The sequence below is a fragment of the Phaeodactylibacter sp. genome (assembly GCF_022763345.1).
In the GTDB taxonomy this organism is placed as follows: domain Bacteria; phylum Bacteroidota; class Bacteroidia; order Chitinophagales; family Saprospiraceae; genus Phaeodactylibacter.
The window spans coordinates 1-17,176 of sequence record NZ_JALEGS010000049.1 but is presented as its reverse complement, the minus strand read 5'-3'; the positions used below and the strand labels follow the sequence as shown (position 1 = coordinate 17,176).

The window sequence follows — 17,176 nt, the reverse complement described above, 5'->3', positions numbered from 1 at the left end:
CAAACATTGCTGAATGATAAGGCAGGGATACTGACAACACTGGCCTGCATCCGGTGTTTAACCATCGGAATCCGAACTTTTTATAGGTATGCCTTCGGTTTCTACATCGCATAAGGTGTAAATAACCCTGATTTTTGCAGTACATCAAACATTCGAAGATCATGAAAACCGTAATTCACAGAGCGAATACTCGTGGCCACGCCAATCATGGCTGGCTCAACTCCCATCATACTTTTAGCTTCGCCGGCTACTACAACCCGGACCGAATGAACTTCGGGGTACTGCGCGTGCTGAACGATGACGTGGTCAGCGAGGGCCGTGGCTTTGGTACCCACCCGCACGATAATATGGAGATCATTTCTATCCCGCTGGAAGGGGACCTGGAGCACAAAGACAGCATGGGCAACACGACCGTCATCCGGCAGGGCGACGTGCAGGTGATGAGCGCAGGCACCGGCATCTACCACAGCGAGTACAACAAAAATGCTGATCAGCCTGTGAAGTTCCTGCAGATTTGGGTCTTCCCAAATAAAAAAGATGTAACGCCACGCTACGATCAAATCACGCTCGACCCGGACAAACTGCACAATCAACTTTCACAGGTACTCTCGCCCAACCCGGAAGACGATGGCGTATGGGTGCACCAAAACGCCTGGTTCCATATGGGCACGCTGGAGGCCGGTTTTGAAACCACCTACAAGCTTAAAGATACAGCCAACGGCGTCTACGCTTTCGTTATCAAAGGCGATGTGACCCTCAACGGGCAGGCCCTGCACCAAAGAGACGGCCTGGGTGTATGGGAAGTGGATGAGCTGACGCTTACAGCCGATAGCGATGCACGGGTACTGCTGATGGAAGTGCCGATGGAGTTGAATTAAAGCCCCCCGTGAAACGATCATCCCGAATCAGGTGGATACCTCGATTCGGGATGATTTACAATACCGGCGTTTTGAACGGCACGTTTAGGGCCCCTGGCATTTGGCGCAGGCCATAGCGCGATTTAGCAGAGCACCCCACCGAAGGTTTTCGCCATATTTGCTCAGCACACCATAGCACGCTTTGTAAAGGTCTTCAAACCTTTTGCCGTAATGCTTTTTCTCAAGTTTGAAAGCTGTATACTCACTATCCATAAGAAGAGTTCTATTGCCACTGCATAACTCTTTTGATTAAATTCCTATTGACATCAATCAAAACTATTATAACATGCTAAACCTATCTGAGAGGCCTACTCCAAATGAAAAGCAGGGCCCATACTAAAGATTAGCCGAAGGAAGCCTATTTTTGCCCCACAACTATGCATGTGCTTAGCCTATGTCCACCAAAGAAAAAATACTCGCCGCGGCTCTAAAACGTTTCAACGCCGATGGTATGGTCAATGTCCGCCTGCAGCACATCGCCGACGAAGCGGGCAAAAGCGTGGGCAACCTGGCGTATCATTTCCCCAACAAGCAGGCGATCGTTCTCGGACTCTACAAAAAGCTGGAAACCGAACAGATCGAACTCCTTCGGGAATTCCGTATCGTCCCTCTTTTCGACAACATCGACCGTCTGCTGGAGGCCGTATTCCAACATCAGCAAACCTACCGCTTCTTTTACCTCGACACCCTGGAGGTGACCCGAGCCTTCCCTGATGTACAAGCCGAATACCAAAAACATATCGAAACCGAGGTGCAGCAATGGCTCCAAATCCTGGAGTTCAATACCGCAAGAGGGGTGATGAGCCCTGAGCCCCGCCCGGGCTTTCATACCAGACTCGCCCTGCAGCTTTGGGCTACAAGTACCCACTACATGGCACAAGAGATGGTACGGTCAACGGTTTTGCCCGGCCTGGAAGCTTATAAAACTGCCGTCTGGAACCTGCTCATCCCGCTGTTCACCAAACTTGGTCATCGGGAGTACGAACAAATGTTGCAGTCCCCTTACGATCTTTATTTTTGACTGCCCTATGGTTATTTAGAGAAAATACAAATAACGTCAATTACGCCTTATTGGATTAGAAAATTTTTTCTAATTCCATTTTTTCCATACTTTTATTGTCGAGTAAACTGATAGACATAGGTTCTTTTGATTGCTCGCCTTCAAAAGTGGAGAGACAAACTTCAATTTCTTGCTGATTTATCACCAACCTCCTGCCACTTCCCCGGCGATCTGGTCCAATGCTAAGTTTGCAAAGCCTCAGTTGATGTCCCTTATTCACTGCGAAGTACTATACAACAAACAAAAATATTAGCAAGCATGGCAAACATCCTGTGGCTGCAGGGCGGAGCATGTAGTGGTAACACCATGTCCTTCCTGAACGCCGAAGAACCCACCGTTGTAGAGCTTATCGTCGATTTTGGCATCAACATTTTGTGGCACCCTACCGTAGGTCTGGAAATCGGTCATCAGGTTACCGACTTGATGAATGATTGTATTTCCGGCAAAACACAACTCGACATTTTCGTTTTTGAAGGCTCCGTAGTCGAAGGCCCTGATGGAACAGGAAAGATGAACTACTTTGCGGACCGCCCCATGAAAGACTGGGTGCAGGAGCTCTCGGACGCTGCCCAGTTCGTTGTCGCTATTGGCGACTGCGCCACCTGGGGCGGTATCCCTGCCGTACCACCGAACCCGAGCGAATCTACGGGCATGCAGTTCCATAAAGAAGCAAAAGGGGGCTACCTGGGCCCTGACTTCAAGTCTAAAGGTGGCTTACCGGTCATCAACATCCCGGGCTGTCCGGCACACCCGGACTGGGTCACGCAAATTCTCGTAGCTATCGCTACCGGCCGTATTGGTGATGTTCTCCTGGATGACTTTCACCGCCCTAAGACTTTCTTCACTGATTTCGTACAAAATGGTTGCCCCAATGCCATCAGCTTCGCACAGAAAGTAGACGGGCACTTTGGCAAGCGCGGTGGATGCCTGTTTTACGAAGTAGGCTGCCGCGGGCCGATGACCCGGGCGAGCTGCAACCGTATCCTCTGGAACCGGCAGTCGAGCAAGACCCGGGCCAACCACCCTTGCCTGGGCTGTACCGAACCGGGCTTCCCGCACCACGATCTCAAGAAAGGTAGTGTCTTCAAAACGCTGAAGTACCTCGGCTTCCTGCCACAGGATACCCCTGCCGGCACCAACAAACTGGCTTACTACAGCCGGGCTGGCTTCGAGAAAGTCATGGGCACCCTCGAGAACGTGATGGGCGTGAATAAGGAGCACTTCGAGACTTCCAAGTAGATGTCTACGCCGGATGACGGGCATGCTGTAGCGGCGGCGCCCATCCCTAACCTCAATCTAGTTATTGTCAAAATTGTAAGCTAAAAATGACTCAAGTTAAAGAACTCAACATATCTCCGGTCGGCCGGGTAGAAGGCGACCTGGACGTTAAAGTCTATATGGAAAACGGCCGGGTCACCCGCGCACATACACAGGCAGCCATGTTCCGGGGTTTCGAAAAAATCCTCGTAGGCAAGGACCCGCAGTCGGGCCTGATCGTGACACCTCGTGCCTGTGGCATTTGCGGGGGGTCCCACTTGTACTCTGCTTCCTCTGCTCTTGATACAGCCTGGGGAACAACGCTGCCGCCCAACGCACTTTTGCTGCGGGCCATCGGCCAGGCTACAGAGACCATCCAAAGTATTCCGCGCTGGTTTTATGCCATCTTTGCAACCGACCTGGCGAATAAGAAATTTGCCAATAAGCCTTTGTACGATGAAGTCGTCAAGCGCTTTGCTGCCTATGTGGGCACCTCCTTCCAGAAAGGTGTGACTGCGAGCGGGCGCCCGGTGGAAGTGTATGCCCTGTTTGGCGGCCAATGGCCACACTCGAGCTACATGGTTCCGGGCGGCGTGATGTGCGCCCCTACCTTAAAGGATATCACCCGGGCACATGCCATCATGAATCAGTTCCGCAACGACTGGCTCGAGCCGGTATGGTTGGGCTGCTCAATTGAGCGCTACCTGCAAATCCAGAGCTGGGACGATATGATGGAGTGGCTGGAAGAGAATGAAAGCCACCGCAACAGCGATCTCGGTCTCTTCCTGCGTGCCGGTATTGAATTCGGGCTCGACAAATTCGGTCAGGGTGTAGGCAAGTTCCTGGCATGGGGCACCTACCTCCATAAAGATCTTTACAACAAACCGACCATCGAGGGCCGTAACCCAGCCCTCATCAGCCCGGCTGGCTTCTGGGACGGCAAGCAATACTACGATGCCGATCAAAAGATGGTGGAAGAGCACGTGAAGCATGCCTGGTATGAAAACCAGGCCAATGCCCTCCACCCATTCGATGAACCTGCACCGGATGCCTCTATCAACTCCACGACTCTGGAGCATACCGACTTTGACGGTAAGTACAGCTGGTCCAAAGCGCCCCGCTTTATGCAGCACGCTGCCGAGGCTGGCCCACTCGCAAGGGTGATCATGGCGGCTAACCCTGCCAATGCAGATCATCAGATCAAAGACCCGCTCTTTGCAGACATCATGGAAAAGATGGGGCCTTCGGTCTTTACCCGGAGCCTGGCACGGGTACACGAAGCACCACGACTGTATACCATGATCAACGACTGGCTCAGCCAGGTCAACCTGGACGATGAGTTCTATATCAAACCGGAAGAGAAAGATGGCATCGGCTGGGGGGCTACGGAAGCCGCCCGTGGTGCACTTGCACACTGGATCAAGATCAAGGACGGTGTGATTGAGAACTACCAAATCATTGCTCCTACCACCTGGAATGTCGGCCCGAATGACTCGGAAGGCAATCCCGGCCCGATTGAAGCAGCCCTGGAAGGCACGGAAATCGAAGACCCCCACGATCCGGTGGAAGTTGGCTTGGTGGCCCGTTCATTTGACTCCTGCCTGGTCTGTACCGTGCATGCACACGACAATAAGTCTGGCAAGCAACTCGCTAAATTCAAACTTTAGACTTGCCCTGATGGGACACAAATGAACTCAACCCGGATCATTCACCGGTTGAAGCCATCTGACGTCCCGCAACAAGTCATTTTAACTAAAACCGATAGCGACGTACTTTCAGGGCAAGCCCGGGCTGTATCATTGTAGTCCGGGCTCCCCCCATCTGTAAGAAAAACGAACCTCCACTATGGTACAAACCTTACCCGTAAGCACCGCGATCCTTGGCTTTGGCAACCCTGTCCGGGCAGATGATGGCGTGGGTGTTTACGTAGCGCAGCGGCTTCAGGAAGCCCTCGAAGGCGTGGAAAAGTGCCAGGTCTTTGACATGGGCACCTCCGCCTTTGAAGTCCTGTTTCAGCTCAAAGCCCATCAGCGCATTATCCTGATAGACGCTGTAGTCAATACCGGCGAAGCGACCGGGACCATTTACCGGCTGCCAGCATCAGAAGTAGAAGCGCAGATTGAAGAAGACCCTCTGGTATTTCTGCATGGGTTGAAGTGGAATCAGGCCTTGTCCTATGCCCGCAAAATACTTGGGGACGATTACCCGGAAGAAGTAGAAGTCTACCTCATCAGCGTAGAAGACACCCGCTTCAACGTAGGTATGTCTGATGAGGCCAAAGCAGGTGCCGACCAGGTCGTCGCCTTATTAAAAGAGCGACTGCAAAACGAATAAAAGCTATGTTTATTCCGCCCAGAGCACTACAGCAGCAAATGCGGGCAGCGCAGCAGCAGGAACAGGCAGCGGTGAGCCTTCGCACATCGCATTTAGTCATTCCCACAGCAATTGCAGACCGCATATTTGGCAGTACCTTTAATGTACACCTCGTGTATTACCCGCAGAAACGCTCCCTCCTTATTGCAGGTGCGGAGAACGAGCTCTTCCGGCAGCTGCACAAATCGAAACAGCATTTACTAAAAGCCGGTGACGCTCAGGGCAACCGGACTATAGCGCTGCACGAATTGCTCATTGACAATGGTATTCCAGCAGAGGACCGGACGCTGGCCTACGAAGCGGAAGATGCCCTCGGGGTACTCAATGTGAGCCTCTGATGTTCATTACACCGAGTCTTACAATTGCAGAGGAGGCTGAGCGCCCCGCTCCGGATACGCCCCTCGACCTGCTGTCCGAAGAAGCATGGCTAATGGACACCGAAGTCCGTTATTGCCTGCAAGCCAGAAACAGTGCCTGGCACCTTTCGATGGTTTTCGTGGATGTACACAACGCCATGCGGTTCATTACCCGCAAAATTGATGTGTACTACTCCGAACAAAAAGCACTGACTTACGCAAAAATCCTGCAGCGTGGCATCCGAAAAGACGCCCGCGGCACACTAAAATCTGAATGGGATGCTTTCCGTATATGCACCAACTGATATCCACGAGCAGCTCCGGAGCTTTCTCCAACAAGAAGACCGCCTGGAAGAGCTCGTCCGCCTGGCAGACCTCCTTGAAGAACGCCCGGCAGCCAATGCGCATAGCCTGATGATCCGTAAGGGTGAAATCTATACCGGTATCGATTGGCATAATATTTATCCGCCCTATTTATTGCCAGAAGCCATAGACCTGGACGGGCCCAACTTTTTGGGATTGCTTTACGCCCGCCTCAACAACTTCGAGCGCTGTCAGGGATTGCTCAGCGCAGGCAACCACAGCCTGTACCTGGAGCTTGATATCCTCAACCGCCTGCAGCAGGGCATTGAAGTAGCCCCGGAGGAGATCCCCTCCTCCTACTCTCCCTTTGAAGAGTACCGGCTCATGCACAATCAGGCCATTGTGCTGCACTACAGCTCGGCACTCGACACGCCAAACCTCAATAAAGCCAAGTACTTTTACCTGGAAGCCCTTCAGTGCGCCCCTAATGAAGAGTACAGGGCCTTCACCGCCCAGCATTTTGCCCTTTTGCTGCTCGACAGCGGGGCTCACGAAGATGCAGACCGGGTGGTAAATATTGCCCTCCACTCCGATATTTCAGCAGATGCACGGATGGAGCTGCAGCGCACCCGTTGCCAAATATGGACTCAACACCTGACCCCACCCTACCCTCAGGATCAGCTGGCGGCCTTGCAGCAAATGATGCGCGACGTACTGGCCCACTATGAAAGCCAGGGCCGGAATGTAGAACAAGCGCTGCTACTGTTGGAAGCCGGACAGGTGGCACAATTCAGTGAAAACTGGTCTGAAAGCCACGGCTGCTACAACAAAGCCCTGACTGCTTTTGAGCAGGAAAATTTGCCACTGCTGGCTGCTGAAGCCAACTACCGAAAAGGCATACTCCTGCTGGCCTGGGCCCAAGCCAACAACCCTCAGTTTTACCGCCCGGCTGCCGAAAGTTTCCAAAAAGCCGTACAGATATTCACACGGGAAGAAGCCCCGCAAGTCTATGCCGACATTCAGCACCACCTCGGCATCATCTACGCGGATATCCCCGACGAAGTAAAAAAGAAAAGCATCTGGGCAGGGGTCTCCTCTTCTGCTTTCCGCGAAGCACTGGACATTTACCAAAAGGATACCCATCCCCATGCCTACGCTACCGTATGCAACCACTACGGCAACGCCCTGACCAAATATCCGCAGGCGAAGCTGTCAGATAACTTTGAGAAGGCCCTTTTCTACTATCAGGAAGCTCTGAGCATCCGCACCGCTGCTGAATTCCCTACAGAGCGCTGCCTGATCCTGCTCAACTACATCAACGCACAGTGGCACCTGGGGATGGAGGAAGATAAACTCGACGAAACCCGCTATCAGGATATGGTGGACAAGGCAGAGGAAGCCGCCCGGCTTGCTACCGATGATGCCCTTCGCGAGGAAGCCGCCGCCCATCTCAAAGAATTGGAGCAACTGCGTTCCGCTTACGCTTAAATGTCTGGACGACCATGCACGAAATATCACTCATACGCACTGTTTTCAATACCCTCGAAGCTGAGTTCAGCCCGGAGGAGCTTAGCCGCCTTCAGGCAGTGGACCTCAAGGTGGGGCTACTCTCCAACGTAGAGCCTATACTGCTGCAAAATGCTTTTGCTGCCGTAACCCAATCTGAAGGCAAGTACGAAACGGCCACGCTGAATATCGAAACCGTCCCTATTGAAGTATACTGCCCGGTCTGTGACAAAAACTCACCGGTGAAAGACTACAAATTTGCCTGCTCCTGCGGCCGCCCAAGCAGCGATGTGGTGAGCGGTACAGAGCTGCTTATTCACCGCATCCACTTTGCAGAACCGGCCTCGGTGCGCTCTGCTTAGAAAAAGTGGCCAAAATTCAACAAACGACACTGAGCAATCGCGCCCAACCGCTTAAACCCATTAATTCCCATGGGTTTAAGCCTTTAAACGCCATACCCTCTTTCCTGTTTTCAAAATTTTAATTGGCTTTGCAAAGCCCAGGGCATAGGAACACAGAGATTTACCGGAGTTCTACTTTTTTTATTCTCCCTCAATGCGTACCTTGTAAGGATACAAGCAAAAGCAAACAAAAGACATGCAAAAAATCCAACGGTCCTCCAAAGCCGCAAGGGGCACAGTAACTTGTGATAACACGACCATGCACCTCCTGAAGGCCAATGATTTTGTTGCCGATAGTATTCGAAAGCAAATGGCGGCGCAAAATATCCTCCTGCTCAATATCACCTCTTCAGCCGGCAGCGGAAAAACCACACTCCTGCAGGAAACCATCAAGCGCCTTGGCGATCAGATCAATATCAAAATCCTGGTGGGCGATTTGGAAACCGAACGTGACGCTGACCGGCTGCGTGCCGTAGGCGGGGATGCCCTGCAGATCGTCACGGGAGGCATCTGCCATCTGGAAGCACAGATGGTCTGGCAGGCTATGGAGAGCCTCAATCTCGATGGCGTAGACCTACTGATCATAGAAAACGTTGGGAACCTCGTCTGCCCCGCCTCCTTTGACCTTGGCGAAGATTACCGCGTGACGCTCATCGCTACCACTGAGGGCGATGATAAACCCAAGAAGTACCCGCGGATGTTCCTTACAAGTGAGCTGATGCTCGTCTCCAAAGTAGACCTGCTGGAGTACCTGCCTTTCTCCGTAGATAATGTTGTAGCGGATGCGCGGGATATCAACCCGGACATTGATGTGATGGAGCTGTCCACCATCAATGGTACTGGTGTAGATGCCTGGTGCAACTGGCTGCTGAACAAGGTAGCCGAGAAAAAAGAAGCCGCTTCCTTAGCCGCTTCCTAATGCAGACCTGGCACATCCATATTCAGGGGCAGGTACAGGGCGTTGGCTTTCGCCCCTTTATTTACCGTTTGGCACATCAGTTCGGGCTAAATGGGTGGGTGAATAATACCCTGGACGGCGTACACATCCGGTTGAATACGGATGAAACAGGCATTCGTGATTTTTGCAGGCAGGTGAAGCATCAGGCACCGCCCCTGGCCCGCATCCTTAGTTTACAATACCATGTGATTGCCCCGGAGCCCTTCGCCAGCTTTCAGATTATGCACAGCCAAAGCGAAGGTGAGCCCGACCTGCTGCTTACGCCCGATGTCGCGCTTTGTGCAGATTGCCGGACCGATATTCATGATGACAGGAACCGGCGCTCAGGCTATGCTTTCACGACCTGCATTAACTGCGGCCCCCGCTATTCCATCATAAAATCGGTGCCCTACGACCGGGCTAATACCGGAATGGCTACCTTTCAGATGTGCCCCACTTGCCAGCAGGAGTACGATGATCCTGCCGACCGGCGCTACTATTCTCAAACCAATTCCTGCGCCGAATGTGGCGTAGCTTTAACCCTCTGGGCTAACGGAGCACCACGAGACTTGTCCCAAACGGAAATCATAAACGCAGTCACCCAGGCCTGGGCAGATGGGCAGACGGTCGCCATCAAAGGTATTGGAGGCTACCTGCTTACCTGTGATGCCGGAAACGCTAAAGCGGTACAACAACTCCGCGCCCGAAAACAGCGGCCCACCAAGCCTTTCGCCCTGCTTTTCCCCAATCTCAGCCAGTTGGAACAGATGGCACAGGTAAGCCCGGCAGCTGCTCAGGCCCTCACAGGGGCAGTCTCCCCAATTGTACTGCTGCCTTTTAAAGAAACCGCCAAAGCCCAGCTGGCCATAGACGATATCGCACCCGGATTGGGGCAGATCGGCGTCATGCTACCTTACACCCCACTCTATGAGCTGCTGCTGGCCGAATATGGCCAACCGGTAGTCGCTACAAGTGGCAATATCAGTAATACCCCAATTGTCTATCAGGATGAAACCGCACTGCATTCCCTTTCCGAAATTGCCGATCAAATCCTGCTGAACAACCGGCCGATCGCCACGCCACAGGACGATAGCGTACTGGCCTTCACCCCACACCAAAATCGCCCAATTTGGATGCGGCGCTCCCGCGGGCTCGCCCCTTCCTACCTGGAAACGGACATCCCCTGGCCTAGTCAGACCATCCTGGCTACAGGTGCTATGCTCAAAAGCACCTTTGGGCTGCTGCATCGGCAAAAGACCTTTCTAAGTCAGTACCTGGGCGACCTGGAGCAATACGAAACCCAACAACATTATCAGGCGACTTATGCCCACCTGACCCAAACCCTGGCAGCCTGCCCTGAAATCATTCTCGCCGACGCTCATCCTGAATACCCTTCCACCCATTTTGCACAAGAGCTCAGTGCGTCCGAGGATATTCCGCTACAATTGGTGCAACACCACAAGGCCCACTTTGGCGCCATTCTGGGCGAGCATCACCTGTGGGATCAGGAAGAACCTGTACTCGGGCTGATCTGGGACGGTACCGGACTGGGCGATGACCAGCAAATCTGGGGCGGGGAATGTTTTCTCTACCAGGACTATCAGTTTGAACGGGTCACCCATTTCGATTACTTCAGTGCCATACTGGGCGACAAAATGCCAAAAGAGCCCCGGGTTTCCGCCCTGTCCGCCACCTTTGGGCTACCGGGTGCAGCAGCCTGCCTCCAACCCTTATTTTCGGATACAGAATGGAGCCTCTACAACCGTATGCTGGACCGCCATGCCGGGCTGCAAACGTCAAGTGTGGGGCGGCTCTTCGATGCGGTAGCTGCCCTACTTGGGCTCGCCAGCCACCAAACCTACGAGGGAGAAGCAGCTACCTTACTGGAACAACTCGCCCGGCAACATATTGCTCATGAAAGGCTTCCCGAACCCTACGATTTTCACTGGCAAGCGGGCACTCCCCTTCCGGTGAAGCCTGTAATGGCTCAAATCCTGGCAGAGCAGAAACAAGGTACACCTAAAGGCCTGATTGCGGCCCGCTTCCACCATACGCTGGCACAAATCGCCGTTACTGCAGCTACTACCCTTAGCGTACAGCATATTGCCTGCTCAGGCGGTGTCTTCCAAAACGGGCTGCTGATCGATTTGCTGACCGATGCACTACCACAGGGCTATACCGCTTACTTTCACGAACGCCTTTCCCCAAACGACGAAAATATCGCCTTCGGGCAGCTGATCTGCTACCTGATTGGTCAGCGTAAAGCTGCACCACATACTTCACTCCTTAAAAACACTCAACCATGTGCTTAGCAATCCCCGGAAAAATAACAACAATAGAATCCAAATACGACGGGCTCGTCCAGGTCGCCAAGGTGTCCTTTGGTGGCATCATTAAAGAAGCGAGCCTGGAAATGGTGCCTCATGCCAAGGTAGACGACTATGTGCTGGTGCATGTGGGCGTAGCCATTAGCGTGGTCGACGAAGCCGAGGCCAGGCAAACCTTTAAATACCTGGAACAAATGGGAGAAGTGGCAGAAGAACTGAACATTCACGGCTTCCTGCCCGACCAGAAAGAGTATAGTTGACAGCCACTGATGCCCCCATTTTCTGATTCCTAAAAAATAACCCGCTATGAAGTTTCTCAGTGAATACCGGGACCCCGAAGTGGCCCGCCAATACCTCGACGAAATCAGGAAAACCGTCACCCGCCCGTGGACCATCATGGAAGTCTGTGGCGGACAAACCCACAGCCTGGTCAAAAATGGCATCCTAGATATGCTGCCCGATGAGGTGCGTATGGTGCATGGCCCCGGCTGCCCGGTCTGCGTCACCCCGCTTAACCTGATCGACAAGGCGGTCTACCTGGCTGAAGAAAAAAACGTCATCCTTTGCTCTTTCGGTGATATGCTGCGGGTCCCAGGTTCTGAAAAGAGCCTGCTGGAAGCCAAAGCCAATGGTGCAGACATCCGCATCCTGTACTCCCCCCTAGAAGCGGTAAATATCGCCAAAGATAACCCGGACCGGGAAGTGGTCTTCTTTGCCGTGGGCTTTGAAACTACCGCGCCGGCCAATGCACTATCTGTCATACATGCCGACCGTTACGGGCTGAAAAACTACTCTATTCTCACTTCGCACGTACTTGTCCCGCCCGCCATCGAAGCCGTGATGGATGATGAAGCCACCCAAATTGAGGGCTTTCTCGCTGCCGGCCACGTTTGCACCATCATGGGCATCAATGAATACTATCCGCTGGTGGACAAATACAAAGTCCCCATTGTGGTAACGGGTTTCGAACCGGTGGATTTGCTGCAAGGCATCCTAATGACCGTAAAACAGCTCGAAACCGGTGAGCACAAACTGGAAAATCAGTACGCCCGTATGGTCCGCCCGGAAGGCAACCCCCACGCCATCAAAACACTGGAAGAGGTCTTCGATATTACAGACCGGATGTGGCGGGGCATTGGAGTAATCCCTGGCAGCGGGTACGAGCTCAAGGCCAAATACGCAGCGTATGATGCCCGCCTGAAGTTTGATGTCAACATCCCGGAAGCACCGGAAAGTGACAGCTGCATCGCCGGCGAAGTCATGAAGGGCATCAAAAAACCATTCGAATGCCCCAATTTTGGCAAAGCCTGTAAACCGGAGACCCCACTGGGTGCCCCTATGGTCAGCTCAGAAGGCGCCTGCGCCGCCTATTATCACTTTTCTGGCATGCTGGAAGAACTCGAAACCGTACAACCCTAACCCCCACTAAACTATGGCAATAACTGACCAAAAACGCCGCATGCAGCTGCAATGCCCAATGCCCAAACTCGACTTTGAGGTAATTACACTCGGGCACGGCAGTGGTGGATTGCTAACCAACCGGCTCCTGGACAGCGGTGTATTTGAAGTACTGAAGAATGACATTCTGGACAAGCGCCATGATGGAGCGACCCTGAACCTCAGCGGCCCTACGGCCTTCACCACCGACAGCTTCGTCATTTCCCCTATCTTTTTTCCGGGTGGGAATATCGGTGAGCTGGCGGTGAATGGTACCGTGAATGACCTCGCCATGTGCGGGGCGCTGCCCGAGTACCTGTCCCTGAGCTTCATCCTGGAGGAAGGGCTGCCGGTTAAGCAGTTTTGGGAAGTGCTGGTCGGGGTAAAGGTCGCCTGTGAACTAGCGGGCGTGCAAGTCGTCACCGGCGATACCAAAGTGGTGGAAAAAGGCAAGGGCGACAAGGTCTTCATCAATACCACCGGCGTTGGCCGTTTGCACCCCAGAGCACAAATCGACGTCAACCGGGTACAGCCCGGCGACCAAATCATCGTGAGCGGGCAGTTGGCCACCCACGGCATGGCCATCATGTCCGTACGGGAAGGGCTGAAGTTCGAAACCACGATCGAAAGCGACTCCTGCAACCTGAACCACGCCGTCAGGGCGCTGCTCGACACCTTTGGCCCCGACATCCATCTCCTGCGCGACCCTACCCGGGGCGGTGTGGCTACTGTACTTACGGAGATTGCCCGGGACACCGGGCTGGGCGTGAATTTGCAACAGCGCCAACTGCCCATTGACCCGCAGGTGGCTGGTGCCTGCGAAATGCTTGGGCTCGACCCGCTCTACGTAGCTAACGAAGGGCTCTTTATTGCCGTAGTGGCTGCTGAAAACGCGGATGAAGCCCTGGCTATGATGCGGGAGCAGCCATATTGCGAGAATGCCGCCATCATCGGGGAAGTCACAACGGACCATCCCCGCAAGACCGTGCTTACCAGCAGCATTGGTGGCAAGCGCGTAGTGAACATGCTCACCGGAGAGCAACTACCACGGATTTGCTGATGAAGAAAGATATTAACAACCGCAATGATATTGAGATGCTAGTGGACGACTTCTACAAACGAATGTTGGAGGACCGCCTGCTGCGCCCTTTTTTTCTGGAAGCCGCCAACGTACACCTGGCCGAGCATTTGCCACTGATTTGTGATTTTTGGGAAACGGTCCTCTTCCAAACCGGTATCTATCAGGGTGGCACCTTGCAGAAGCACTTAGCGCTGCACATGGAAAAGCCCCTTAAAGCCCGCCACTTCGAACGCTGGCTGGAGCATTTCCAGGCTACGGTCAACACCCACTTCGAAGGCCCCAAAGCCGAAGAAGCCAAACAAAAAGCCCGGTCGATCGCTGCCGTTATCCGGGTTAAAATTGATAACCTGGAGCGCCGCCGCAAGGAGCTCAACAACTAAAGAACGATGACACCGACTTCCACACAGGAACAATTACGCCCCGAGCTTCTTCAGGACACCCGGGTTTTTAAAGGCGCAGAAGGCAGCCCTCTGCTTGCTCCAAGAGGCGTATTCCTGAGTCAAAACCGGCTTTTTGTTGCTGATACCGCCCAGAACCGCCTGTTCATCTGGCACCAACTGCCCGGGCAGGAATTTCAGGATCCGGATGTGGTACTGGGACAGCCCGCCAAAGCCGAAACTGGCCGGAACGCAGGTGGTGGCACTTCAGCATCCACCCTGTTCTACCCTTCCGGCATCTGGTCGGATGGCCAACGGCTGATCGTAGCCGATGCCTGGAACCACCGCGTTCTGGTCTGGCACCAATTGCCGGAAAAGGACGGCCAACCCGCAGACGTGGTCATCGGACAGCCCGATTTTGAAAGTAATGAGGCTAATGTAGCCGGGATTAGCCACCACCCTACCGCTCAGTCCCTGCACTGGCCCTACGGCGTATTTTCAGATGGGCAGCACCTGTGGATTGCCGATACAGGCAACCGGCGGGTATTGTTTTTCGAGGCCATTCCCGCTTCCAACTATGCCGCTGCGGACAAAGTGCTGGGCAAGCCTTCCTTCGAGGAGCGCGACTACGACCACAATGACCCCATCTGGCCTTACTCGGTGAAAGTCAGCCCTGATGGTGCCCTGGCCATTACCGATACGCAGTATTACCGGGTACTACTCTGGCAGGACTGGAAGCAGGCATTTAGCAGCAAAGCAGATGTCATCATTGGGCAGGCTTCCTTTGACGGAAACGGCCAAAACCAGTACGGCTGGTTCCCACAGGCCAATACCCTGAACTGGTGCTATGACTCCTGCTTTTATAAAGATGGTCTATGGGTGGCCGATACCGGCAACAGCCGCATCCTGTGGTTTGAGCAGCTGCCTTCCGAACATAATACCCCGGCCGACAACCTGATCGGGCAGAAAAACTTTACCACAGGAAGCGAAAATAAAGATACCATCTGGACGACCGAGGAGAGCCTCTACTGGCCTTTTCAGGTGAGTATCGAAGGGCAGACTATGGTTGCAGCCGATACTGGCAATCACCGCATCGTCATCAATCAGCTTGCCCGGTAGGCCTTTTTCAAACCGCCCTAATCTGCTAACCTATGGATTACATCCCGGTTGAAGTGGCGGCGCTTACGGATGCGCCCGATCAATCAAAGGCTTTTGTGCTGGTACTGGAAGAAGTGGATGGCTTTCGGCGGTTACCCATCAAGCTGGGGCATGCCGAAGCACAGGCCATTGCCCTGGCGGTACAAAGCCGGGAACTATCGCGCCCGGCCACTCATGACCTCTTTGCCGGAGTACTCCAATCGGCAGGGCTCCAATTGCGGGAAGCAAAGATTAACCGTATGGAAGGCGAGGCTTTTTGCGCACTGCTCACTTTCAGAAAGCCCGATGGCAATACTTTCGAGCAGGATGCCCGCCCTTCTGATGCCATCGCCCTGGCGCTTCGGCTTTCTTGTCCGGTAAAAGTAGCTGGCAATATCATGGACGACCATGGTATGCTATCCAATCGCCTAACGCCCAATACCGCTTGGATCAAAGGTAAGCTTGAGGACTATACATTGCCTGAGTTAGAAGCCTTATTGCAGCAGGCGGTGAAACGGGAAGATTACCAATCGGCTTCCCGTATTCGGGATGCTATCACCCGCCTGTCAAATTCCTGATTATTGTTCACTGAAGGTATAGGCTTGTGCCGCTTCTTCCCAATTCACCTCTAACATATAAAGTTTGCCTTTGGGCTGGGCACCGGGCGGCACCTTCCATTGCCTGGCTTATGCCAATTGCAGACATCCAAATGATGAAGGGACATGAAAATCCGGCTGCCCGGTTTGAGGGTCCACCCAGGTGATCCAGTTAAAAGTGGCTTTATCTCCAGTGATGTCGAGGCAGCGCCCCCGGTATAAACCCGCTTGCAGGTAACCGCCATCCTGAATCAGGTGCAAGTTGCGCAGAGACTCAAAGCTGATCCGCCCCTGCAGCCAGTAACCAGAGGGCGTACGCCCCGTTTCCAGTTGCAGATGCCCTTCCGGCCAGCCCCAGGTTTTATCCGATTGGCGGTAGTAGCTCGACTGGTAATCGTAGACCCTGCCGAGCGGGTCCATCTCCAGTCCGTAGTACCGCTTTAATTCCGGATCCTGCCGAAAGAAAATCTCCACCCGCTCGGAATTGAGGACGTCGAACTTAGTGTGGTCTTTTTCGTAGATCAGAATATTGGATTCCTGTACATCAAACCGGAAATAGAGATGCACGCCATCGTGGAGAGCGCGGAAATTGACACCCGTCTCTTCAACTTCCAGCCAGGGAGAAGAAAAGTCGCGGAGGATGGTGGCGGGTTGCCAGTTGGGGAAGTGATTGGGTGGAGTAGGGACTATTCTTACCTGGTAGGTTTTTGTGGGTTTGTGGCTGTTCATTTGGGCAAGGTACATATTTGCAAACAACACCCCAAAAATTTACTCAAGCAGTGCAAAAGCAAGTTTGAGCCCGGCAGATTAGGCATTATACAAAGTCAGAATAGCTTTTTTCCCACTATATTGCTCCACAATTCTTTAACTTCAGCTATTGCCGTAATGAATAAAAATAACATGCCATTCACATTCAAAACCACAAAAGGGAAAACGTATTACCTAAAATCACGGATCACGAAGAAAGGCAACACTACGTACTATTTGACCCAAAAAAAAGATACCGAATGCCTCAGTGTATGTTTGGAGGTGCACTTCGGCTGATAACCAAAGCCTTGTGAACAGTGACGTCATGGAAAAATACTTATTTGACCCGCCAAACGCGCATTTT

General features: G+C 53.2%; 18 protein-coding genes. 17 read left to right on the top strand and 1 reads right to left on the bottom strand.

The annotated features are described in order from the left end of the window. Positions 1 to 161: 161 nt before the first annotated feature. The 17 genes from MRY86_RS12740 (at position 162) to MRY86_RS12660 (ending at position 16,047) form a co-directional block, all read left to right on the top strand. Positions 162 to 878 carry a pirin family protein gene (locus MRY86_RS12740; RefSeq protein WP_293566290.1) on the top strand — a complete coding sequence of 239 codons (717 nt, stop codon included), beginning with the start codon at positions 162 to 164 and terminating at the stop codon, positions 876 to 878. A gap of 433 nt (positions 879 to 1,311) precedes the next feature. After that, a complete protein-coding gene (locus MRY86_RS12735; RefSeq protein WP_293566288.1) occupies positions 1,312 to 1,938 on the top strand; it encodes a TetR/AcrR family transcriptional regulator in 627 nt (208 codons plus the stop codon). A gap of 297 nt (positions 1,939 to 2,235) precedes the next feature. Then, the gene (locus MRY86_RS12730) at positions 2,236 to 3,216 is read left to right on the top strand and encodes a hydrogenase (RefSeq protein WP_044216925.1); all 981 of its coding nucleotides are present in this window, start codon (positions 2,236 to 2,238) and stop codon (positions 3,214 to 3,216) included. Between the two features lie 86 nt (positions 3,217 to 3,302). After that, positions 3,303 to 4,901, top strand: a complete 1,599-nt coding sequence (locus MRY86_RS12725) for a nickel-dependent hydrogenase large subunit (protein ID WP_293566285.1) — start codon at positions 3,303 to 3,305, stop codon at positions 4,899 to 4,901. A gap of 178 nt (positions 4,902 to 5,079) precedes the next feature. Next, positions 5,080 to 5,568, top strand: a complete 489-nt coding sequence (locus MRY86_RS12720) for a hydrogenase maturation protease (protein WP_293566283.1) — start codon at positions 5,080 to 5,082, stop codon at positions 5,566 to 5,568. 5 nt (positions 5,569 to 5,573) lie between these two features. Continuing rightward, entirely contained in the window at positions 5,574 to 5,945 is a 372-nt protein-coding gene (locus tag MRY86_RS12715; protein ID WP_293566281.1) for a hypothetical protein, read from the top strand. Continuing rightward, a complete protein-coding gene (locus MRY86_RS12710; RefSeq protein ID WP_293566280.1) occupies positions 5,945 to 6,268 on the top strand; it encodes a hypothetical protein in 324 nt (107 codons plus the stop codon). The genes MRY86_RS12715 and MRY86_RS12710 overlap by 1 nt, the downstream gene beginning before the upstream one ends. Then, complete coding sequence (locus MRY86_RS12705) at positions 6,243 to 7,754, top strand: hypothetical protein (protein WP_293566278.1); 1,512 nt, start codon at positions 6,243 to 6,245, stop codon at positions 7,752 to 7,754. Before MRY86_RS12710 ends, MRY86_RS12705 begins: the two co-directional genes overlap by 26 nt. Positions 7,755 to 7,768: 14 nt before the next feature. Next, positions 7,769 to 8,134: a hydrogenase maturation nickel metallochaperone HypA gene (locus MRY86_RS12700; protein WP_293566276.1), complete on the top strand. Its 366-nt coding sequence runs from the start codon at positions 7,769 to 7,771 to the stop codon at positions 8,132 to 8,134. A 235-nt stretch (positions 8,135 to 8,369) separates the two neighbouring features. Then, positions 8,370 to 9,092 carry a hydrogenase nickel incorporation protein HypB gene (gene hypB, locus MRY86_RS12695; protein WP_293566274.1) on the top strand — a complete coding sequence of 241 codons (723 nt, stop codon included), beginning with the start codon at positions 8,370 to 8,372 and terminating at the stop codon, positions 9,090 to 9,092. Then, complete coding sequence (gene hypF, locus MRY86_RS12690) at positions 9,092 to 11,422, top strand: carbamoyltransferase HypF (protein WP_293566272.1); 2,331 nt, start codon at positions 9,092 to 9,094, stop codon at positions 11,420 to 11,422. Before hypB ends, hypF begins: the two co-directional genes overlap by 1 nt. After that, entirely contained in the window at positions 11,413 to 11,697 is a 285-nt protein-coding gene (locus MRY86_RS12685) for a HypC/HybG/HupF family hydrogenase formation chaperone (protein ID WP_044216940.1), read from the top strand. Before hypF ends, MRY86_RS12685 begins: the two co-directional genes overlap by 10 nt. Positions 11,698 to 11,743: 46 nt before the next feature. Further along, positions 11,744 to 12,856 (top strand): hydrogenase formation protein HypD, encoded by a 1,113-nt coding sequence (gene hypD / locus MRY86_RS12680; protein WP_293566271.1) that lies wholly within the window; start codon positions 11,744 to 11,746, stop codon positions 12,854 to 12,856. A 13-nt stretch (positions 12,857 to 12,869) separates the two neighbouring features. Further along, complete coding sequence (gene hypE / locus MRY86_RS12675) at positions 12,870 to 13,934, top strand: hydrogenase expression/formation protein HypE (RefSeq protein ID WP_293566269.1); 1,065 nt, start codon at positions 12,870 to 12,872, stop codon at positions 13,932 to 13,934. After that, on the top strand, positions 13,934 to 14,335 hold the full coding sequence (locus MRY86_RS12670) for a group III truncated hemoglobin (protein WP_293566268.1): 402 nt from the start codon (positions 13,934 to 13,936) through the stop codon (positions 14,333 to 14,335). The genes hypE and MRY86_RS12670 overlap by 1 nt, the downstream gene beginning before the upstream one ends. A gap of 6 nt (positions 14,336 to 14,341) precedes the next feature. Continuing rightward, a complete protein-coding gene (locus tag MRY86_RS12665) occupies positions 14,342 to 15,451 on the top strand; it encodes a hypothetical protein (RefSeq protein WP_293571541.1) in 1,110 nt (369 codons plus the stop codon). A gap of 32 nt (positions 15,452 to 15,483) precedes the next feature. Further along, the gene (locus MRY86_RS12660; RefSeq protein WP_293571540.1) at positions 15,484 to 16,047 is read left to right on the top strand and encodes a bifunctional nuclease family protein; all 564 of its coding nucleotides are present in this window, start codon (positions 15,484 to 15,486) and stop codon (positions 16,045 to 16,047) included. Between the two features lie 108 nt (positions 16,048 to 16,155). Here the strand turns inward: MRY86_RS12660 and MRY86_RS12655 are convergent, their stop codons facing one another. Further along, positions 16,156 to 16,794, bottom strand: a complete 639-nt coding sequence (locus MRY86_RS12655; protein ID WP_293571539.1) for a sugar-binding protein — start codon at positions 16,792 to 16,794, stop codon at positions 16,156 to 16,158. Positions 16,795 to 17,176 lie beyond the last annotated feature (382 nt).